The organism is Labrys sp. 22185 (assembly GCF_052045555.1).
Taxonomy (GTDB): Bacteria; Pseudomonadota; Alphaproteobacteria; order Rhizobiales; family Labraceae; genus Labrys; species Labrys neptuniae.
In genome coordinates, this window is the sequence record NZ_JBQEPH010000043.1 from 1 (window position 1) to 20,009 (window position 20,009).

Consider the following 20,009-nt stretch of genomic DNA (forward strand, 5'->3'; position numbering starts at 1 on the left):
CCTTGATCTGCTCGAGTGCTGCGCGCAGTTCCTCTGGCGCGTTGATGATCAGCGTTTTCAATGTGATCATCGCCTGCGATTTGGCCTTCACCGCGCTGTCACGAGCAATTTTAAGATGCCGGATCATCTCTGAAAGCCCTGTCTGCGTCTTGGCCAGGGCTGTGGCTTGTCCATTAAGCACCGATCTGGCGGCGCCTTCGGCATCTAGGCTGTCAGATTTTCCGTGGAGATAGCGCAACTGACGATTGGGACGCATAACATCAAGGACCAGATGGCCCTTGGCCAGCAGATTCCGGGACAAGCCCGCACCGTAAGAACCAGTGCCCTCAATGCCAAAGGCCTTGATGCTGCCAAACGCGGATGCCCATGTCTCGAGATCGCGATACCCTTTGCGGGTCGTTGGGATCGTCATGGCGCCGAGGCGGGCGCCATGCGTATTGATCGCGACAGCTATGTGGTTCGATTTATGCGTGTCGACGCCGATGATGATCTCGTCCATGGATGCCCTTTCGCAGGAATGGCCCCGGGCACCGATCGAGAGGACAGGACTGTGAAGGTACGCGACCGTCAGGCTCCTATGAGGTCACATCTCCCCCGCTGCCGGGGCAACCTGATGGTCGACAGGTCAACGCAATGACACTGGGTCAATCGTAGCATGGGTCAGGCCATCAGGCTGCGATACCACATTCACAGTCGTAGCTGTCGCCGACACTGCCCACAGACGGTTCGATGCCGGCTTCGGCGAGACGCTCGGTGTATCGGATGCTGACATATTGCGATCCGCGGTCCGAGTGATGAACCAGACCACCGCGATGAATGGGTCGGCGTTCGTGCAAGGCCTGTTCGAGAGCGTCAAGCACAAAGCTCGCATGGGCGGTCCTGCTCACCCGCCAGCCGACGATACGACGGGCGTAGGCGTCGATGACGAAGGCCACGTAAACGAAGCCCGACCAGGTGCTGACATAGGTGAAATCCGAAAGCCAGAGCATGTTCGGGGCCGGCGCGTGGAAGACCCGGTTCACGCGGTCAAGCGGGCACGGCGCGGCCTTGTCCTGCACCGTGGTGCGGATCGGCTTGCCGCGAATGACGCCGTGAAGGCCGAGGTCGGCCATCAACCGCTCGACCGTGCAGCGCGCGACATCAAAGCCCTCGCGCAGCATCTGCCGCCAGACCTTCCTCGCGCCGTAGACCTCGAGGTTCTCGGCGAAGACGCGCTCGATCTCCGGCTTCAGCGCGAGATCCCGCTTCGCCCGCGTCGACAGCTTCTCGGGATCGGCGCGCTTGGCGACATGATCGTGGTAGGTCGACGGGGCGACGGGCAGCACCCTGCAGATCGGCTCGACCCCATGCGCCTCGCGGTGATCGTCGATGAACGCGATCATCGTTTGAATGGGCGGTCGAGCTCCGCCTGGGCAAAATAAGCGCTCGCCTTGCGCAGTATCTCGTTGGCCTGCCGAAGCTCCCGGTTCTCCCGCTCAAGAGCCTTCATCTTCTCGGCCATGTCTGTCGGAATGCCGGCTCGCTTGCCAGCATTAATCTCGGCCTTCTTCACCCAATCCAGCAGCGTGTGCGCCGAGCAGCCGATCTTTGCCGCTATCGACTGGCAGGCAGTCCAGCGCGAAGAATGATCAGCCTCGTGATCGAATACCAACCGCACCGCACGCTCGCGCACCTCAGGGGAAAACTTGTTCGTCGTTTTGCTCGTCATGGCTCCATCCTATTAGGAAGTTGGAGCCTCCGGCAAACCCGGGGCGGTTCAAAAGACGGGTCGCTCATTCCAGCAAATCATATGATCGACGGCGGCCCTTCAGTCCTTTTTGACGCCGTGGTGTTGCTGCTATCGCAGGAGGGGGCAGAAGCCCTGGTAGGCGAGCCGGCGGCGCGAGATTTTGTGGCGGACGCGTTTACGCATTGCAAGTTCATTGGCTTCAGCGTTGGGGCCGAGGCCCTGTTGTTGAGATCCGGCGTCGCCCCCGATGCTGACGAAGGCCTCTTACATCTCGGCGATGCGGGAGCGACCACCCGTTTCGTGAAGGCCTGCCGTAAATTGCGCCTGTGGTCACGCGAAGCGAGTGTCAAACTCTGAAGAGCGCCTCGAGATGGCTGTCCGTGCCACGGCCGGTTGCCATCTCGCCCGTTCGACTTTGATCGCAAAGATTGTTCGCGGCCGCATGCTGAAAGGGGAACGCGCGCCGCTGAGCATGAAGCTCTCTCCCCAGGCGGAGCCTCAGGTTGTGATAGTGATGCCCGCCTCGCCGGCGGCGAGTATGAAAGCTTGCCTCGCGTCCTCGGGGTCACGCTTGCCCTCGATCACTTCGAGACAGACCCGCCTGGCAAACTCGTAGCGATCGCCGTGGTCGATCGGCCAGTCTTCCACCAGATATTCCGCAGCCTGGTTGACGTCAGCGATCACGATTTCCTCGATCACGAGCGGGCGGGAAAATGCAGTGTGCGCCATGGTCTACCTCCTGGGATCCCAACCCAGCACAGACTCGATGGTTCCCGATCCTGGTGGGCTTACTAGCTCCGGCGAGGGAAGATGCTCGATGAGCTAATGCATTTGCATCAGCAGATCTGATCCATGGAAATCTATTTCGCACGCACCGCCCGACCTAAGCTGTATGCTCGGGAAGCTCGCTGAGCCTCCCAGCCATAACGATAAGCGGAAGTGCCAAACATGAATGCGAACGTCAGAACACTGCGTGCAGAGCGCCATCTCATTTTCGCTTCCAGCGATCTTTTCGCGATGTTGCCCAAGTCAACGCCGATCGAGCTTGGCGGGACATGCCCGGCCATACGAAGTGAGGCCGACTATCGCCAGATCGAGCACCAACTGGCGCAAGCCTTGCAGCGCATCGAGCAGTGTGAGGCTCGGCTTGGAGAGGCCGATCATCGTATCCGCAATTCGCTGCAACTGGTGGCGAGTATGCTGTCGCTGCAAGCTCGCAGCGCCATCGATGAGAAGGCTGCTTCCGCGCTCCACACCGCCAAGGACCGGATCTACACCATTGCCATGGTGCACGAGCAGCTCAATGGCTGCGCCACCGAGGATTGCGTCGACCTTGGCAAACTTCTGACCCGGCTCGGCGAATTGCTGGGCGGCAACAGGCCGGAGAATGTCAGGCAGGTCGTCGTCACTGCCGCCCCTATTTCCGTGCCAACCCAGTTGGCCAAGCATCTGGGCTTGCTGGTGTGCGAGCTCGTTACCAACGCTTTCAAATATGCCTATCCGGATGAACGGATGGGCGACATACGCGTGCGGCTGACCTTATCCGCCGACCATTGCCAGCTCGCGGTCGAAGATGACGGCGTTGGTATGCCGGGCGGGCTCGATGGCATGCCCGCCCGGGGATTTGGGGCGTTCATGCTCAAGTCCATCGTTGGGGTGACCGGCGGCAAGATGCGGATCGGCGAGGGCATCGGCGCGACGATCATCATCGAGATACCAAGCAAGAGCCTGTCGATCCGTGCGGCTGAGACCCGCCCGGCTGAAAAATGAGGCCGGCACCATCGTCCCGCGATGGGAGGAAGCCGCGAGGGCATTGATGGCGCATATCATCATGCCCAGACAAAAGCCGTGAGACCCTTGCAATCCAGCACCGTCACGTGCCGAATGGCTCGAAATTCGGCTATGCGATTGCCAAACCGGCCAGTACGCCACGCTTCAGCTTCGCGTTTACGACACAAGCGCAAGACCTTCCATGCGCCTGCAATCTGCAAATTGTCCGGCCAACCCAAACATGGTCATGACTCAAAGTGCTGGAGCGCCAGCTAGCACGGATATGTAGGTGCGAGCGCACTCACTGCCTGTCTATCGACGTCGCTTGAGGTCAGGAATCGAGTGCGGAATATTGCGATTGACCGTCGCGATTTCTGAGGCAAGCCGCGTTGCGTAAGGGTTTATGCAGCGAACCATCGTGACACGCCGCTCGCGGGACGCGCCATGAAGAGCGTATTGCAGCAAGCGCGTGAGTAGTTTCCGAACCTCCCGGCTCAATCATTTTTTGGTTACACTGAACTTTGCGGTCCTTTTGGTGGGATAAGGCATTTCTACTATTTTTTTGAAATTGGTACTTAAATGCCAAAATAATCTAGATATAAATTTAATGTTTTATCCATTTTAAGATTTTATGGTGGGAGATGAGCAATGAGCACAATTATTGTTATAGTTATAGTCGTGCTCCTGCTTGGTGGTGGGGGCGGTTACTATGCTCATGGCCGCTATGGTGGTGCCGGTCTGGGAGGCATGCTAGGCTTGGTCGTTCTAGTTCTCGTGTTGCTTTGGCTATTCGGTGGCCTCGGTGGCGTTGGCAGGATCTAACTCACAGTCGCCCTTTTCCGCACCGACTTTCGGTTTGAGACGAGTTTCCCAGCTATTTGGGTACGCGTGACCCTCGGCTGAGATAAGGGCATCGCAGCACGGACCATTCCAGGCCGTCGGCCAGTCGGTAGCAGATCAAAAGCTTGCGGGCGCCCGAGCGATGGCGAGTCCCATTTAGCAATGCCGGGCAAGACTGAAGCCCCAATGCCCTACAGTTCGGCTCTTCGGTCACAAATCTGACGAGACGACGAACTTTTACAAAGTCCTGCTGAGGGAAAATCATGACAACGATATTCAGCTATGAGACCTTTGATCCCGAGACCGGGCGCCTCGTAGTTGCCCCGACCAAGCGTACGAGGGAGGCCATTCGCTCCATTGGAGGCTGCCTCATCAAGGAGACCGCCGAGGTGTTGGCGGATGAGTGGGTTGGCAGACGAGCCAGCAGCCTCCCATCCGGTATTACCGATGCCGTTTCTCGAAATAGATGGAATGGCCCGTATGCTCTCTTCCCCGGCCGGGCCAAGCCGCATCCATTTTAACTTATTGACGTTACTGATCGATATCAGTGTGTGATAGGCCGTGTCGGCAGACGTTAGGTGCCGACGCTTTCTCAAGGCTCAAGGTGCTCCACCCAGTCCAAGCAGAGCGGACAGCTATCGCTCCGTGCCACATGGTTTGCTCCCCGGTACTCCTCCATCCCCAGCCGACTGCGCCAACTCCTTTGAGGCCGCAGGACATGGATCGGACTGAACCGGACGGATTTCAGCACCATTCGAGCCATCCCAACCTGCGGCCCGCTTCGGCGATAAGTATGCAATCGGCCAGGACGCACCGCCACAGGAAAGCCCAAACCTGAAAATGGGATGCTCAAAGGAGCCGGGCCCATACGCATACAGGTCGAGGGACGGGCTCGTTACGAGTCGGTGGAAGCCGCCGCGAGAGCCAATCGGGCCAGCGCGGGAAGCGACCTCGAACCGGTCTTCTTCATGATCGAGGCGCGATGGTTTTCGACGGTACGCTGACTGATGCCAAGATCTATCGCAATGTTCTTGCTGGGGTGGCCCGAGAGAACCAGGTCCATGATTTGCCGCTGGCGTTTCGTCAGTGTGGCGATATGGCTTGCCGCGGCTTCCCGCCAGGCGGACAAGGCGCTGGCATCGCGAGATCGTTCAAGTGCTCGCTTGACACTGGCGAGCAGTTCGCCGTGGCCGAAGGGCTTTTCAATGAAATCCAAGGCGCCTGCCTTCATGGCTTGAACCGCGATGCGCACATCGCTGTTGCCAGTGATCATGATGGCCGGCAGTCGGTGGATCGCATGGTCCAGATGACGTAACAATTCAAGCCCGCTCATGCCGGGGAGATACGCATCGACCAGAAGGCAGGCTTCGGGGCCCGGATGGTAAACCTCCAGAAACGCCTCGCACGTCGCAAATCCCTCCACGATATACCCGTCCTCCTCCAGCATCTTGCAGATTGCGTCGCGGATATAGCTGTCGTCGTCGACGACGAAGATGACCGCGGCGGCAGTTCTGCCCGCCGGAGTGTTGTCGGGGACGCGCGAAGGGGTAGGCATCGACGCCCGCGAAGCAAGAAGAAGGTTCTGGACGGTCTGTATCAGTTCCTTTGGCCGCACCGGTTTGTTGAGCTGGAAACAATCATGGTTCGCAATATCGCGCAGCGTTGCCGTCGATATGTCACCGGTCAGGATAATAGCCGGGATATTCCGATGAAGCCGGGTCCGCAGCTTTGCCGTAACTTCGAGACCATCCAGATCATTCGGCAGGTTGTAATCGGCCAGGACGAGGTCCGGCCGGATGCTTCCTTGTGCGATCAATCCAAGGGCGCCGAGCCCATCCTGCGCCGTTGCCGTTTGATGGCCTTCACCCGCCAGAAGAAGGTTCAGGAGATCGCGCACCTCCGGATCGTCCTCGATGATCAGAATGGCGCCCGTGCAATGGGAGGCCATGAGCTTGCCTTCGGCCCCGGGTGACTGCCGCCCTTGGACTGGCGCCGTCATCGGCCGCGCCTGGCGCATGACGTCCACGGCGAAGACGGAGCCTTTGCCCGGACGCGAGCGGACATGCACCTGATGATCGAGCAGTTCGCCCAGATGTCGAACGACAGACAGGCCGAGCCCCAGGCCGTGGCTGCGCTCGCGTGCGGCATTGTCGAGCTGATGATACTCGTCGAAGATCGCCTGCAGTTCTTCGTTGGGAATTCCGATGCCGGTATCCCAGATCTCGATGCGCAGCTTGTCCTGATGTCGGCGGCAGCCGAGCAGCACTCTGCCACGCCTGGTATATTTCAAGGCGTTTGACAGCAGGTTGCGGATCATCTGCTCGAGTAGACGCGGGTCACTATAGATGGAAAGGCCACAGGGAATCACACGCAGGACGAGGTTTTGGGCTTGCGCGTGATAGGTGAACTCGTCCTTCAAGCGCTCCAGCAGATCGGCGACCGGAAAGTTGACCAGCTCGGCATGAACAGTGCCTGCTTCGAGTTGGTTGATGTCGAGTAGGGAATTCAGCATGCCCGACATGGCGGTGGTCGTGTCATCGAGCCGCGCAGCCAGCACCAACGCTTCTTCCTTCCTGTCCTCCCTGATGCTTTTTTCCAGAATGCTTCGCATCAGGCTGAGCGCCTGGAGTGGCTGGCGGAGGTCATGGCTTGCGGCAGCCAGAAAGCGCGACTTGGCGATAGTGGCGCGCTGTGCCTCCCGCCTGGCCGTTTCCAGTGCGTCCGTTACGTGCCGGCGTTCGGTAATGTCGGCAAAGGTGATGACGACACCTTCGACACCGTTGTCCTGGGTGCGATAGGGCAAGATACGTCGGAGGTACCAGCTGCCATTGCGCGCTTTGATTTCCTGCTCAATCGGATGAAGCGTGTCCAGCACGGTTCGTGCATCCGCAAGAAGCGCGCCGTCGGCGGCAAGCGAACTCAAATCGGCGAGCGGTCGGCCGACATCGGTTGGAATGACACTGAAGAGCGCCTTGGTTGCCGGCGTGAAGAAGCGGATATTGAGATTGGTGTCGAGAAAGAGTGTCGCGACATCGGTACTGTAGAGGACATTCTGTAAATCGTTGTAGGTCGTGCGCTGGCGATCCAGTGTTTCCTGGAGCTGGCTGTTGAGGGCGGTCAGTTCCTCGTTGAGCGACTGCAGTTCCTCCTTCGACGTTAGCAGCTCTTCGTTGGTCGACTGATATTCCTCGTTGATGGAGAGGGCTTCTTCGTTGATGATCCTTTGTTCTTCGCTCGACGTCTCCAGACTGCGGATGGCGTCGGTCAGCTCAGTCCTGGTCACCTCCAGCTCTTCTTCGAGTTCGGCGATTCGAGGCGCGTCATGGGATGCATCCCCGCGCCTTTGCCGTCGGGCAGGTGCGGGTTCGTCGATGAAGCAGATCAGCAACAGATCCTCGCCCCCGCTTTGAACCGGTTGCACGACAATGCGGAACAATCCGTCGTCACGGTTCGAACGGACGCCGGCGACGACAGTCCGCACGTTTTCCCGGCTGGCGCGCTGGATGGCCGATCGAAGTTTGATGCGTATGTTCTGCCGGGCCATGGCCAGCAGGTCGCTGGTGGGGGACCCCGCCGGCACATGCAGATAGCGATCGGTGTGCCCCATATAATAGAGGCACTCATGCTCCCGATTGATCAGGATCGCCGCAGGCGCGTAGGTCTCCAGCACAATACGCCGGCAAAGGTCGGCAAGGGCGGCTTGTCGCGAAGGCAAGCTGTTTTGTCCTGTGCGGGCTGGTACCCGCAAGCCATCACCGGCGTTCAGCGCAAAGTCGAGGTCTCCCGGCTGGGTGCGACCGATACGGCGATAGATGCGCTCGGGCCTGGAGATCACCTCGAAACGATCGGCGGCGTTGAGCATGGTCTCCGAATTGCCGAGAAGGAGAAATCCGCCCTCCCGCAGCGCGAAATGGAAGAGCGCGATGACTTTTTTCTGCGCTTCCGGCAGCAAATAGATCAGAAGATTGCGGCATGAGACCAGATCGAGGCGGGAAAAGGGAGGATCGGCCAGAACATCCTGCACGGTGAAGACCACCATTGCGCGCAACTCGGGTAAAACCCTGTAGCCTTGCTCCTCTTTCACAAAGAAGCGCGCCAGCCTTTCCGGCGATATCTCCGTCTCGATCGTCGTTGGATAAAGGCCCTCGCGCGCGCTCGCGACAGCGTCCGGGTCCACATCGGAGGCGAAGACCTGCAATTTGAGGTGGCGCGCTGCCGCCGTGATTTCTTCGCGAAAGAGCATCGCCAGGGAATAGGTCTCCTGGCCGCTGCTGCAGCCGGCGATCCAGATACGCAGCGGCCGATCGGGCGGATGGTTGCGGACGAGGTCGGGAATGACTTTCTTAGCCAGGAAATCGAATACTTGTCGGTCGCGAAAGAAGCTGGTGACGTTGATGAGAAGATCCTTGGCAAGCAGATCCAGTTCGCACGCATCGTTGTTCAGCAGATCGAGATAGCGCTCCACGCCGTCGGGCTCGATCGCGGCCATTGCCATGCGCCGTTCAATCCGGCGCTGCAGCGTTCCGGCTTTGTAGAGCCTGAAATCGTGAGCGGTCCTGGTGCGAAGAAGGTCGAGGATTTGGGACACCCCCTTTTGGGGTACACCTTCCAGGTCCAAATCGTCTTTTGTGCTCGAAGGGGCCATGTGCCGATCATGTCTGGCCAGCGCATCGGGAATTTCGGAAACGGGGAGCACGAGGTCCACCGACTCTGTCAGGATTGCGTTGCGCGGCATGCCGTCATAACCGGCCTCGTTAGGCTCCTGGGCGATGACGAGACCGCCTTCGTGCTTCACGGCCTTCAGCCCAAGGCTGCCGTCGGCTCCTGTTCCCGACAGGATTACGCAGACGGCACGCGCGCCATATTCCTCTGCCAACGAGTGCAGCAGAAAGTCGAAAGGCAGGCGCGCGCCGTGGCGGGCCTGGGGTTCCGAAAGGCGAAGAGTGCCGTTGACAACCGAAAGGTAGGTTCCGGGTGGGATGACATAGAGGTGATCGGGCTCGAGCCGCATGCCCTCCTCAGCCTGCCTGACGACCATCGAGGTGTGGCCCGCCAGCAGGTCTGCCATCATGCTGTGATGCGTGGGATCGAGATGCTGTATCAGGATGAAGGCCATGCCAATGTTGGCAGGCAGGGCCTTCATGAGATGGGCGGCAGCATCCAGCCCACCAGCCGAGGCACCGATCCCGACAACCAGAAAGTCGTTGTCCCCGCTCGGAGTGCCTCGCTTTGGCGGCGAGCGCCGCCTGGAAGAGGCAAATGCGCGCTGACCTCCCGGTAGATGCTGTTCCGGCATGGTGCTTTTGCTTTCGCCAAAACCTCCACGACTCCAGTGGAGAGCCATGATATCACGAATTCACAATCGCGGTGCCGATTGCTGCAAGGGCCGCCCAAGCCAGCTGGAGAGATGCCCGTCTGAGTAAAATCCGACCCTGCAACGGCGTCTGCTCCGGGCATATGCTCGATAATTACAGGCTCGCACTCTCGAAGAACAGGTGCGCACCTGCATGCCTTCACACCGCGGGCATCGCGGTGCCTGGGATTATCGTCATGAAGACCAATCTGACACGCGGTGTCGTCTTGTTCACCGCTTTGGCTCTGTCCGTGCCTGCTGCTCACGCCGGTGTGCTCAAAGCCAAGAATGGCATGACTCTGTATGTTTTTGATAAAGACAAGGCAGGAGTCTCGAGCTGTTATGACGATTGTGCCAAGAATTGGCCGCCATATTTGGGTAAAACCGGCGAGAAGATGATGAAGGACTGGACCTTGGCCAAACGCAAGGACGGTCAAATGCAATGGTCCTATGACGGCAAGCCTTTGTACTTCTATAAGGATGACAAGAAAGCGGGCGATAAAGCCGGGGACGGTAAGGGCGGCATTTGGCACGTCGTGGCGGAATAGTTGCGCGCCGCTGGCAGGGCTGGAGAAACAGCGAACCAAGACGGCGGAGCGCTCGGCTTTGGCGTGGTCGTAGGCATGCTCAGCCGTGGATCCGGCCAAGAACAGGCGCATGCCGGGAAAGCTTCCTTCACATCCAAATGATTCACCTCCGTTGATCTTGCGTGCAGGAGGCCAGATGAAAGGGATGCGCTCGCGTGCCTTTCCAGTACCGGCCCGGCTCGGAGCCCATCAAAGGGTAAGGCAGCAGTGGATGCCCGGATCTGAGTAGTTTCCGAGCCTATCGCGTCCCAGCGGCCGATGCATAGATAGTCGCACCGGAAGCTCGTTCGTTACGCTTGCTGGGCGGGGCCTTGGCCACGGCAACCTTAACTCTTTTACTGTGAGAGCTTGGGCAATGTATTCACGAGAGGTCCATCGGAGACTTAGGTCCATGAATACTTCGCCGATTACAAATCAAGATTTCAAGAAAACGGTATCCTCGTCGGAATTTGCAAGCGAGGACAATTCAATCTCTGGCTCTTCCAAGGATCAGGGCTTGGACGCTGCGCCGGAAAATTATCCGAAAACCAGTGTTGCCGTCATCGATGGGAATATTCTTTTCCGCGATTGTTTGGTGCATTGTCTTGCAGTTGCCGATCCCGGCCTGACGCTTGCTAGCTATCGGGATGTGGAGCATTGGCATCGGACAGCTCCCAATGTCCCGGTTGGGATTGTTCTCCTGTGTGCTACGGGGCTTGAGCCGACCAGAGTTGCGGTTCGCCGCAATGCGGCCTTTGTCCTTCGTGCTGCCCCTGCAGCGCAAGTCATCGTTGTGTCCGACATGGAGGAAGCCCTTGAAATTGTCGAAGCGCTCGAACAGGGGGCAAGAGGCTACATATCCATGAGTGCCAATCTCGACGTGGCTGTTGCAGCCATCCGCCTGGTGCGCGCTGGGGGAATCTTTGTTCCGGCTTGTAGCCTCGCAGCGTTCCGATCTGCTGCTGCGTCGGTTTCAGATCCGGGCGCGCGTGACGAACAGGACCAGCATCTTTTCACCGATAGGCAGCTCGATGTCATTCGCCTGTTGCGCCAGGGAGAGGCGAACAAGCGCATTGCGTACAGTCTCAATGTGGGCGAGTGCACGGTCAAGGTGCATGTCCGCAATATCATGCAAAAGATCAAGGCACGCAATCGTACCGAAATCGCATTTCTCACAAAGGGGCTATTCCCGCAGCTGGAACTAAACTGATTCGACGATATGCGCTCATAGGGCGGGGGAGTTCGCTATGTGAGACTGATTTCGTGCGCCCTGAGTAGTTTCCGAGGCTACTCTGTCGGATGGCTGTCCAGCACAATTGAGGTTCCGATTGCCCGCGTGGAACGCAGATGCAGCGAACGGCTGTGGCCGTTGCGTAAAGTGTCCACCGTCTATTTGTTTGAGAATGCGGATGCTGGACGACAAAGACATTGATGCCCTTATCCGGGCTCCGCGATCCTGGATCTTGACCTTAGGCCGATATCGTGAGCCTGCAACCTCGCGCAGTGTCTTCGAGTTGTTGGTCACAGCCATTCCGTTCGTTGCCCTGTGGGGGCTCATGTGGCTTGCACTCGGCATCGGTTATTGGCTGTGTCTTCTTCTGGCCATCCCGACCGCCGGGTTCCTCGTGCGCCTCTTCATGATTCAACATGATTGCGGACATGGAGCGTTCTTTCGCCGGCGCGCGACAAATGACTGGCTCGGCCGGGTAATCGGTGTGGTGACACTGACACCCTACGGCTTTTGGCGCAGGGCCCACGCGACGCATCACGCAGCCGTGGGCAATCTCGAGCATCGTGGAGTGGGAGATATCTTCACCCTCACGACTGCCGAGTATCTTGGCCTGAACCCTTGCGGCAAGCTTGGCTATCGCTTGTATCGAAACCCGGTCGTCTTGTTTGGCATCATGCCGGCCTATCTTTTTTTGCTGCACCAGCGCCTGCCATTCGGCTTCATGCGTGCCGGCTGGCAGCCTTGGCTCAGTACAATGGGAACCAATGCCGCAATCGCAGCGCTGGTCGTTACGATGCTGTGGCTCGTGGGGATCAAGTCATTTCTTCTCGTGGAAGGCCCGGTGATGTTGATCGCCGCCTCGATCGGGGTCTGGTTTTTCTACGTCCAGCACCAATTCGAAGATACGCAATGGGCGCATGACGGCGACTGGAATGTGCAGGAAGCAGCGCTGCATGGAAGTTCCCATTACGAACTGCCACCCCCCTTGGCGTGGTTCACCGGCAACATCGGCGTGCATCACGTGCATCATTTATGTAGTCGTATTCCGTTTTATCGCCTTCCGCAGGTTTTGAACGATCATCCGGAGTTGGCGAACGTCGGCAGGCTCACGCTGATTCAAAGCCTGCACTGCGCGGGCCTGGCTTTGTGGGACGAAAACCAGGGAAAACTCATTTCGTTTGGTGAATTGCGCAGGCGCTGCCTGAACGCAGCCATTGCTCCCTCGTAACGCCATAATCTCCGTCCTCGCCCTCAAACCGGGTGCTTCCTGGCCCAGCCGCCCCAAAGCGGTCCATCGAGGAACAAACTTCCCAAGCTTGAGTTTGGCACCGGGGTTCCCAGACAGGATGAGCAAAATGGCCGGTTCTACGAAGGAAGACAGCGGGCATGTGATTTCTCGCGATCGTCTCGCTGAATTGTTGAATGAAGACCTTTCCCGAGAATATCAGGCGATCATTGCCTACGTTGTGTACTCGCAAGTAATCAAGGGTGCCGAGTATATGAGTATTGCGGAACAGTTGGAGACTCACGCACATGATGAGCTAAAGCATGCTCTCATCTTGTCCCGTCAAATCGATTATCTCGGCAAGATGCCGACCGTCGTTCCCAAGCCCGTTCAGACATCGAAGGAGGCCCGTGAGCTGTTGCGATTTGATCTGAACAACGAGAATGAGACAGTTCGCAATTACCGCGAGCGGGTTCGCCAGTGCGAAGCCTTGGGTGAGTTTGCCCTTGCCGAACAAATTCGCCAGATCCTCGTGGACGAACAGGATCATCAGATTGACCTGGCTTCCGCGTTGGGAGAGGACGTGCCCGATATGAGCAAACCTCTCAAGAAATAACCAACCGATTATTCATACGATTGATCCTTGTAAAGTGGGTGACGGCTTAGAGAATTTCGGAATGGTTGTGGCCAACGTTCGCGGTGGTGTTACGTCCAGGCCAGGAAAATATTTAGGGAACAGGCGACGAAGGCGGCGGTTATGTGCAGTCAAGATTTACAGGAGACTGCTTATGGACCACAGCACACACACCAGGCTCGTCGACAGCGAGCTCACACCGGAATATCTGGAAGGCGCGACGATTTACGGTCCCGAGGATGAGAGTATCGGCAGCATCTCCCATGTCCACGGCACAGGTGCGGATACCATTGTCGTGATCGATGTCGGTGGTTTCCTGGGCGTAGGCGCCAAGCCCGTGGCCGTGAGGGTCGCTGACCTCGATTTCATGAGAGACGAGAATGGCGAAATACACGCGGTAACCTCGTGGACGAAAGACCAGCTCAAGGCAATGCCTGAACATCAGGACTAAGATCTCGTCCCTGAAAAACGGTGTGGGGGGATAGGTTGCCCAGAGCGTTCCATTTCTTGCAATGAGCGCAGCCAACGTCGAAGAGCGGTAAATGCAGCATCTGCTCTTCGTATCTTAAGGCATGAATTTAGTGTAAAATATTTAAATTATATCGATAATTATTTGGAACAATTGCAAGTATTTTTAGTTTACACGGAGCAATAACAAATAATTTCTATCTGTTTAATTCCTGGGTTTCAATGGACAGCGCTCTCGTTTCCCTTCTTTCTTCTTTGTCCGGCCATCAGCAGGAGCATGAAAAAGTGCGCCCTGCGATCATTGCCATTCCCGCTTGCAATGAGGAAGAGCGGATCTCGCGCTGTCTCGCGGCTCTCGCAGTCCAAAGAGACAAGCGAGGCCAGCGCATTCCCTTCGAGGCCTACCTAGTGCTTGTCTTTGCCAATAATTGCACCGACGCGACCGCCGCAAGGGCGGCCGACATATGCAATGGCACGGGGCTGCGGATCGACGTTGTCAGTGTTGCCAGTTCCGAAGAGCTGTCTTCAGCCGGTCTTGCGCGCAAAGCGGCCATGGACATCGCGGCAGAGCAACTCGAAGCGGCCGATTTGCATAATGGCGTCATCATGACGACGGATGCGGACAGCATCGTTTCGCCGTCGTGGCTTGCGAGCACCTGGTTGGAATTTTCAGAAGGCGCCGATTGCGTTGCCGGCTATATCGATGCGGATCCGCGCGAATTCGTAGAGCTCGGTTCCAGCTTTCAATATCGCGGTTTCCTCGAGGAGCACTATCACGCGCTCGTTGCCGAGATTTTCGCGTTGTTGGATCCACGACCTCATGATCCATGGCGCAATCATCAGGTCAACTCAGGTGCTAGTCTGGCCGTCACGTTGAGGATGTACCGCGCAATCGGTGGCTTGCCAGCCAAGGCGACCGGCGAAGATGCAGCGCTCGCACTCGCTGTAGAGTGCCTGGGCGGAAAAGTCCGTCATTCCATGGATGTGTGCGTTACGACATCCTGCCGACTGGACGGCCGGGCTGTGGGCGGAGCGGCTGACGCCATGAAACTGCGTCACGCCGAGCCCGATGCCCCTTGTGATCAGGAACTGGAATCCGTTTTCGCGGTGACCAAGAAGGCGTGGCTGAAGGGGCATCTGCGTCGGTCAAGTAACATCGGCTTCATGGAAGAGTCTGCAATCCTCGCAGCATTGGGCCTGGGGCCAGCGGAGATTGGCAAGCTCCTCACAATCCTTCGCCGATCGCGCTTTGAGGTCTTCTGGCAGGCATTGTGCGCGGCCAGCACTCTTCTGCGTTATGGCGAACCCTTGAGACCTTCGATGCTGGCGGTGGAGATCGGCCGCGCCGAGACGCTATTGACCTACCTTCGGTCCCAACCCAATCCGCTCGAGGCGATAGACGTCGTGATGGAGGACCGTGTGGCCTTCGAGGCGAGGCTGCAGGGCGTCCACGAATAGCGCGGCTGCAGTCGATCCGCTCAGGGGATAGTTCGTCGGGCCAAGCCAATGGCAGAGGACGATCTCGGCTGCGGCGCTCGCATTGGCGCGGCACCAGGCGGCGAGGGACAACAGATCCGTGGCGTCGAGATAATACAGAACCTCGGACAGCACGATGAGATCGAAGGGACCTGCGGGCAGCCCGTCCGGCGCCGCAGCGACATGAAAGTTCACATTGTCCAAGCCAGCACAGGCGGTCTTGGCTTTTGCGATGGCCGTGGGCGAGATGTCGACGGCATCGAGCGCATCGCAGTAAGCAGCCAGGCGCTCGGTCAACACGCCGATTGAACAGCCAATTTCCAATGCTTTTGGGTAGGAGGCGCGGGAAAGCGCCCGCAAGGTCGCCTGATATTTTTGATCCTCGTACTCGCTTGTCCCAAAATTCCACGGATCGGAATCCGATCTGTAGAGCGCCTCGAAATATTCACGGCCGATTGTGTGCCGATGTCTCATGATTGGCTCCGGATAAAATATTCCGTCGGTTCGAGAAAGCGGTGGAGCTTTTCGGGGCTGAACGTAAAGCCCTTCGGGTCGTCATCGATCAGCTTCGTCATCTGTGACGCGTGCGCGGCAATGGCTTGGTGCTTTTGGCTGATCCACGATGAGATATCGAAGCGGAACCCCTCCGGAGGAGGTCTTTTGATGGATTTCGAGCTAGGAAGATACCAGCCCCATATGGGATAATGCCACAAGAGGAGATGAGGGAGCCCTCGGCCGACGGCCTCCGCGATCCTTGCTGCCGCCAAATGGTCGCAGTGGGGATCTTTGTCCCAGCTGACGAAAAGACTGGTCGAAGCGCTCCTGACGACCAGTTGGGATAGACGCTGTACGGCCTGATCGAACAATGCTCCAGACATCGGGGCGGACGTGTCCGGCAGGTCGAAATGCGTTATTTTTGCCGGCGAAAGACCCAAGGCTTCCAAGCCCGCCCGGCATTCCTGGCGCCGCAGTTCGATCAGGCGCGCTCTTGGATAACGCCGCGAATTTGGATGAGAACCAGCGCCGTCCGTCAAGACGGCAACATTCACATCGATGCCCGCTTGCAGGCACGCGGCGATCAGGCCACCGGTGCCTAAAGCCTCATCGTCCGGGTGAGGGGCAAAAATGGTTACGGCACCACCACCAAGCTTGTCGAGACCAGCATAGGGAAGGTTGGCAACCTTCGTGAGATAGGCGCTAATTCTCATCGGCGTTCCACAATTCATGAACCGGGAGGGAAGCGTTCAACGCGAACCTTGCTGCATCGGCCATGGCAAGATCGGGAACCGGTTGCCTCAAATAGGTTCTCAGATCGCGCGATACGCGCTCGATCGGATCAGCGCGCATGAAGGCTGCCAAGCCGATACCCCTCTGTATGGTATCCATGACCTCGAGCGCGGCTCGTTCCGTCACGCCTCTCGTCAGGTTTGAAAGGGCTACGCAGCCTTGAGTGTCGTCTGCTTTTAGCGCCATATGTCGGGCTGCCGCTCTCGTCCACGAGGCTGTGGTTCGAGCCGCCGCGAGGCAGGTGGCCACGCGCTGAAGCTGATAGGGATCTTCACCTCGCTGACGTGCCCGCAACTGCGAAAGGTAGAGATCGACAAGCCGGTCGATGGCGCCGAGATGAACGGCGCAAAAGCGCCATGCCCCTCCTGAAAAGTGCGGTTGGCGCATGAAATCGCCTGGCTCGCCGATCAGATTTTCGTCTGTGATGGTGATCCCGGACAGGTCGACCGATCCGGTCGCGCTGGAGCGCATTCCCTGCGGCGTCCATTTTGACAGATCCACCCGAGCCTCTTCGCCATGGATGTCCAGAAGAACGATGCGTTGGCCCGCTTCGCTGTTTGCGGTGACCAAAGGCCTGGAGAGAAAACCGGCTCCGGAAGCGAGGATCTTTCCACCCCGCAATATCCATCCTCTCTTGCTGCGCTCGATGCATAAGGGGGCTTTTCCATCCGCCCCCCACACGCCTGTCATGGCACCGCGCCTCACCGATGATGCCAGGCTGTCCAATTGCTCGGAAGTGCCATAACGCCGGACGAGATCGATCGCGTTGCAATGGCCTTCAAACAGCCGTCCAATTGAAAGATCGGCCGTTCCCAACGAGCGAAGGGCCTCATGGAGCCGGGACCACTGCAGCGCTTCGAGGAGGCCTCCTCCACCTCGGTTTTCTGGAAGCGGCTCTGCCAAGGCCCCCGTTTCATGCAAGGCTATCCTTACCGTCGGATCGAGATGCGAGGTCTCGTCCGCTTCCGCGGCGTGTTCTTCACAAAGCCTGGTGATGCCGACGAGACAATCAGCCCATGAACCCTGTCCCTTGCTGCGACCAGTCTCACCATGCAGTTTCGTGGCCGCACTCGCTCTCATATGAACTGTTCCTCGCCACTATTCTCAGAGTCGAACACGTGGCGGCACTGAATCGTTCCAGCCGACAGGCGGGTATGATTGAATCATCCCCTTGAAACCCGCCTTCTACAGAGCGACTCCGGAAGAAAGGCCGCCGGCTATGGTTTGACCCATCATGGGCTGCAGAATTGCGATGGAACAGCAATGGACGAACTGACATCACCGGCTGTCGTAAGATCAGCGATTGCCACATGAGTCCCTTGAAGAAGTTTTGCGGCGCTGCTGCCCTCTAAGCTATCGTTCGTGCAAACACGCTCGATCCGCGCTTATCGCAGCGCCAAAATCTACGACTCTTTTCAGCCTGTTCTTGATTTGGCCGATCTGCGCCGAGCCATCTCATCGATCCCGGATCGCTGGAGATCCGGCTCGCCACGCTCCGCTTCAAGCGGACCTGCTCGATCTGCGAGGATGCGGGCTTCACCGGCCACACCGACTGCGGTCGACAGTTCCTCTTCGATTTCACTCCTCGCCTGTTCCCAATGCTCTTTGTCGCGGCCGTGCGGTCGGCCCGCCATTTCCCAGATCTGGTAAGCGCGTTCTCGAATAAGGTCGTCCTTGCTATGCGGCATTGCTCAATTCCTTCCGAAAAGCCGGGCATCGACCTAACCCGCGGACGTGAACAAGGTTTCGCAATTGGCGACGAGTTGAACATAGATCGAGGCCGGCTCCGCCGGCTGGCTCGAGCGACCGAGTGGACTCGTAGGCCTCAATTGCTCCATCGAGTCCTAAGTCCGTCCGCCGCTGTCCAGTCCTGTGTCCAGATCGATCTTGGCGCAGCGCCATTGTATGACACACCACCTTGGATACGCAGTTTCGCCTGCAGCTTGCGCTCGAGCACTGGGTCGCGATCTGCCAGTATTCACGGGGAGCGCTCGTCCTGGTTGGGCGCGATGTCGCCTTTGAAGTCGACCATTGTACCAGGCTTGACCATGGAGGCGAGATCTTCCGCGTCCCAGTTGGTCAAGCGGACACAGCCATGCGAGAACGTCGTGCCAATCTGGCCGGGGGCAGGGGTACCGTGGATGCCATAGCTTTCGATGGACAGGTCGATCCATACTGATCCAACTGGGTTGTTTGGCCCGGCGGCGATGGCGAAGGGCCGCTTGGTCTTGATCCCTTTGAAGGCGAATTTCGGATCGTAGTGATAGGTGGGATTGTGCACCACGCGCCTGACATCGACTATTCCGCTCGGCGCCGGCTTCTCCTGACTTCCTATCGAGGCGGGATAAACCGCGAGCCACTTGCCGGCCGGGTCGAGCACGCGCACCTGGCGGGAAGCCTTGTCGACTTCGACGCTCCCAATGGTTGCAGGTGGGGCGCTACGGCCGACACCGGGCACCACCAAGCTCGTCCCGGCCTTTTTCAATCTGGCCCTGGGATTGAGCATCGTCAGCAATTGTTCGCTGACATGGAAACGCTCTGCCAGTTTCTCCCGCATGTTGCGGTAGCCGAGCCGCTTGAGACGGGCCATCCTTTCCATGCGTGCCGGAATTCGCCGGGTGAAGCGGCTGTGTACGTCCTTGGTCGTTACCTCATATGTCATCAGCACAGGCTCGACGGAGGTTGTGGCGAGCTTGTTCCATGTCTCCCGTGTGAGCTTGCCGTCGGATGGCAGTCCCTTCGCCGCCTGGAAGGCAGCGACGGCCTTCGTGAAATTGGTCGAGAGGTGGCCGTCGATCAGGCCAGGGGAGAAGCGGGCGCGATCGAGAAGGATCTGCGCCTTCATCAGCATTGGATTGACGCCCCCAGCCTCGTACTCGCTGAATTGGGCCTGGTTGACCATATCGATGTTCAGCTTGGCCGCCTGCGCCCCATCGCAGGCGAGTGTGAATGCCAGCGCAACGGTGAGAAGCAGCCTGGACATCGACACTCCTGTGCAGCGACAAGGAACCTGTCTCTATGACGCAGCACGGCTAATCTGGTTCCCTGAGGACGGAGGGTCTTGCAGAGGCAATCCGAAATGAACGGAACCAATTGCCTGCGTGGGAGGCCTATTCGCAACAGAAGCGAAAATCTGTGGGTCCTGCAGCCGGCGGTGGAGATGTCAGGACCGCCGTGCGGGCTCTGATCATTTTGACCGATCACCTCAAGGCCGAACTGGCAGACCAGAACGAAGCCGGCCGGCCCTGTCAGATTCGGCTGCCTGAGGCGGCTTGGGTCGTGGAATTGGTGCCAGTCAGCCAGAAGCACGGAGATCGAAGGCCTCGTGATGGGAGTCGATCCGACCTAAAGGCAGTCCTCTGCAGGGGTGGATCAATCAGCCTGCCATTCTGTCGCCCTTTGTCTGCCGCATCTTGAATTTTTCTTGCGC

General features: G+C 58.3%; 17 protein-coding genes, 1 pseudogene and 1 other annotated feature. Of the genes and pseudogenes, 9 read left to right on the forward strand and 9 right to left on the reverse strand.

The window, feature by feature from the left end; genetic code table 11:
* Positions 1-499 (reverse strand): IS110 family transposase (locus ACTJKX_RS34615; RefSeq protein ID WP_440728090.1); only part of this gene is annotated, 499 nt, incomplete at its 3' end.
* A 193-nt stretch (positions 500-692) separates the two neighbouring features.
* Positions 693-1,708, reverse strand: a pseudogene (locus tag ACTJKX_RS34620) (IS3 family transposase); the annotation flags it as partial.
* Positions 1,308-1,424: a sequence feature (AL1L pseudoknot), on the reverse strand. It overlaps the preceding pseudogene by 117 nt.
* Before the next feature lie 81 nt (positions 1,709-1,789).
* Between ACTJKX_RS34620 and ACTJKX_RS34625 the strand changes: the two are divergent.
* Positions 1,790-2,086, forward strand: coding sequence for a hypothetical protein (locus tag ACTJKX_RS34625; RefSeq protein WP_440728091.1), 297 nt, complete (start codon positions 1,790-1,792; stop codon positions 2,084-2,086).
* Between the two features lie 141 nt (positions 2,087-2,227).
* Here ACTJKX_RS34625 and ACTJKX_RS34630 read toward each other — a convergent pair whose 3' ends face one another.
* Entirely contained in the window at positions 2,228-2,458 is a 231-nt protein-coding gene (locus ACTJKX_RS34630) for a DUF982 domain-containing protein (protein ID WP_149249108.1), read from the reverse strand.
* Positions 2,459-2,677: 219 nt separating this feature from the next.
* On the opposite strand from ACTJKX_RS34630, the gene ACTJKX_RS34635 reads away from it, so the two are divergent.
* Both ACTJKX_RS34635 and ACTJKX_RS34640 read left to right on the forward strand, forming a co-directional pair.
* Positions 2,678-3,499: a sensor histidine kinase gene (locus ACTJKX_RS34635; RefSeq protein WP_440728092.1), complete on the forward strand. Its 822-nt coding sequence runs from the start codon at positions 2,678-2,680 to the stop codon at positions 3,497-3,499.
* Between the two features lie 648 nt (positions 3,500-4,147).
* Positions 4,148-4,321, forward strand: a complete 174-nt coding sequence (locus tag ACTJKX_RS34640) for a DUF3309 family protein (protein ID WP_149249110.1) — start codon at positions 4,148-4,150, stop codon at positions 4,319-4,321.
* Positions 4,322-5,234: 913 nt separating this feature from the next.
* On the opposite strand, the gene ACTJKX_RS34645 is transcribed toward ACTJKX_RS34640, so the two are convergent.
* Positions 5,235-9,635 (reverse strand): chemotaxis protein CheB, encoded by a 4,401-nt coding sequence (locus tag ACTJKX_RS34645; protein ID WP_440728093.1) that lies wholly within the window; start codon positions 9,633-9,635, stop codon positions 5,235-5,237.
* 254 nt (positions 9,636-9,889) lie between these two features.
* Between ACTJKX_RS34645 and ACTJKX_RS34650 the strand changes: the two genes are divergently transcribed.
* The 6 genes from ACTJKX_RS34650 to ACTJKX_RS34675 all read left to right on the forward strand — a co-directional run bounded on the left by ACTJKX_RS34650 (position 9,890) and on the right by ACTJKX_RS34675 (position 15,274).
* Positions 9,890-10,240, forward strand: coding sequence for a COG4315 family predicted lipoprotein (locus ACTJKX_RS34650; RefSeq protein ID WP_149249112.1), 351 nt, complete (start codon positions 9,890-9,892; stop codon positions 10,238-10,240).
* A 430-nt stretch (positions 10,241-10,670) separates the two neighbouring features.
* Entirely contained in the window at positions 10,671-11,468 is a 798-nt protein-coding gene (locus ACTJKX_RS34655; protein ID WP_440728094.1) for a LuxR C-terminal-related transcriptional regulator, read from the forward strand.
* Positions 11,469-11,667: 199 nt separating this feature from the next.
* On the forward strand, positions 11,668-12,717 hold the full coding sequence (locus ACTJKX_RS34660) for a fatty acid desaturase (RefSeq protein WP_149249114.1): 1,050 nt from the start codon (positions 11,668-11,670) through the stop codon (positions 12,715-12,717).
* Positions 12,718-12,844: 127 nt separating this feature from the next.
* Entirely contained in the window at positions 12,845-13,330 is a 486-nt protein-coding gene (locus tag ACTJKX_RS34665) for a ferritin-like domain-containing protein (RefSeq protein ID WP_149249115.1), read from the forward strand.
* 172 nt (positions 13,331-13,502) lie between these two features.
* On the forward strand, positions 13,503-13,799 hold the full coding sequence (locus tag ACTJKX_RS34670; protein ID WP_149249116.1) for a PRC-barrel domain-containing protein: 297 nt from the start codon (positions 13,503-13,505) through the stop codon (positions 13,797-13,799).
* A 239-nt stretch (positions 13,800-14,038) separates the two neighbouring features.
* Entirely contained in the window at positions 14,039-15,274 is a 1,236-nt protein-coding gene (locus ACTJKX_RS34675; protein WP_440728095.1) for a glycosyltransferase, read from the forward strand.
* Here ACTJKX_RS34675 and ACTJKX_RS34680 read toward each other — a convergent pair.
* The 5 genes from ACTJKX_RS34680 to ACTJKX_RS34700 all read right to left on the reverse strand — a co-directional run bounded on the left by ACTJKX_RS34680 (position 15,170) and on the right by ACTJKX_RS34700 (position 19,562).
* On the reverse strand, positions 15,170-15,766 hold the full coding sequence (locus ACTJKX_RS34680; RefSeq protein ID WP_149249118.1) for an SAM-dependent methyltransferase: 597 nt from the start codon (positions 15,764-15,766) through the stop codon (positions 15,170-15,172). The genes ACTJKX_RS34675 and ACTJKX_RS34680 overlap by 105 nt on opposite strands.
* Complete coding sequence (locus tag ACTJKX_RS34685; RefSeq protein ID WP_440728096.1) at positions 15,763-16,500, reverse strand: PIG-L deacetylase family protein; 738 nt, start codon at positions 16,498-16,500, stop codon at positions 15,763-15,765. Before ACTJKX_RS34685 ends, ACTJKX_RS34680 begins: the two co-directional genes overlap by 4 nt.
* Positions 16,490-17,659 carry an acyl-CoA dehydrogenase family protein gene (locus ACTJKX_RS34690; protein ID WP_440728097.1) on the reverse strand — a complete coding sequence of 390 codons (1,170 nt, stop codon included), beginning with the start codon at positions 17,657-17,659 and terminating at the stop codon, positions 16,490-16,492. The genes ACTJKX_RS34685 and ACTJKX_RS34690 overlap by 11 nt, the downstream gene beginning before the upstream one ends.
* 335 nt (positions 17,660-17,994) lie before the next feature.
* A complete protein-coding gene (locus ACTJKX_RS34695; protein WP_149249121.1) occupies positions 17,995-18,267 on the reverse strand; it encodes a DUF2934 domain-containing protein in 273 nt (90 codons plus the stop codon).
* Positions 18,268-18,557: 290 nt separating this feature from the next.
* Positions 18,558-19,562 carry a L,D-transpeptidase family protein gene (locus ACTJKX_RS34700; protein ID WP_440728098.1) on the reverse strand — a complete coding sequence of 335 codons (1,005 nt, stop codon included), beginning with the start codon at positions 19,560-19,562 and terminating at the stop codon, positions 18,558-18,560.
* Between the last annotated feature and the right edge of the window lie 447 nt (positions 19,563-20,009).

Coding starts and splice junctions, on each gene's coding strand:
- ACTJKX_RS34690 (WP_440728097.1), bottom strand. CDS start 17,659: ATGAGAGCGAGTGCGGCCACGAAACTGCATGGTGAGACTGGTCGCAGC.
- ACTJKX_RS34660 (WP_149249114.1), top strand. CDS start 11,668: ATGCTGGACGACAAAGACATTGATGCCCTTATCCGGGCTCCGCGATCC.
- ACTJKX_RS34665 (WP_149249115.1), top strand. CDS start 12,845: ATGGCCGGTTCTACGAAGGAAGACAGCGGGCATGTGATTTCTCGCGAT.
- ACTJKX_RS34630 (WP_149249108.1), bottom strand. CDS start 2,458: ATGGCGCACACTGCATTTTCCCGCCCGCTCGTGATCGAGGAAATCGTG.
- ACTJKX_RS34645 (WP_440728093.1), bottom strand. CDS start 9,635: ATGCCGGAACAGCATCTACCGGGAGGTCAGCGCGCATTTGCCTCTTCC.
- ACTJKX_RS34680 (WP_149249118.1), bottom strand. CDS start 15,766: ATGAGACATCGGCACACAATCGGCCGTGAATATTTCGAGGCGCTCTAC.
- ACTJKX_RS34650 (WP_149249112.1), top strand. CDS start 9,890: ATGAAGACCAATCTGACACGCGGTGTCGTCTTGTTCACCGCTTTGGCT.
- ACTJKX_RS34635 (WP_440728092.1), top strand. CDS start 2,678: ATGAATGCGAACGTCAGAACACTGCGTGCAGAGCGCCATCTCATTTTC.
- ACTJKX_RS34640 (WP_149249110.1), top strand. CDS start 4,148: ATGAGCACAATTATTGTTATAGTTATAGTCGTGCTCCTGCTTGGTGGT.
- ACTJKX_RS34675 (WP_440728095.1), top strand. CDS start 14,039: ATGGACAGCGCTCTCGTTTCCCTTCTTTCTTCTTTGTCCGGCCATCAG.
- ACTJKX_RS34625 (WP_440728091.1), top strand. CDS start 1,790: ATGATCGACGGCGGCCCTTCAGTCCTTTTTGACGCCGTGGTGTTGCTG.
- ACTJKX_RS34695 (WP_149249121.1), bottom strand. CDS start 18,267: ATGCCGCATAGCAAGGACGACCTTATTCGAGAACGCGCTTACCAGATC.
- ACTJKX_RS34685 (WP_440728096.1), bottom strand. CDS start 16,500: ATGAGAATTAGCGCCTATCTCACGAAGGTTGCCAACCTTCCCTATGCT.
- ACTJKX_RS34655 (WP_440728094.1), top strand. CDS start 10,671: ATGAATACTTCGCCGATTACAAATCAAGATTTCAAGAAAACGGTATCC.
- ACTJKX_RS34670 (WP_149249116.1), top strand. CDS start 13,503: ATGGACCACAGCACACACACCAGGCTCGTCGACAGCGAGCTCACACCG.
- ACTJKX_RS34700 (WP_440728098.1), bottom strand. CDS start 19,562: ATGTCCAGGCTGCTTCTCACCGTTGCGCTGGCATTCACACTCGCCTGC.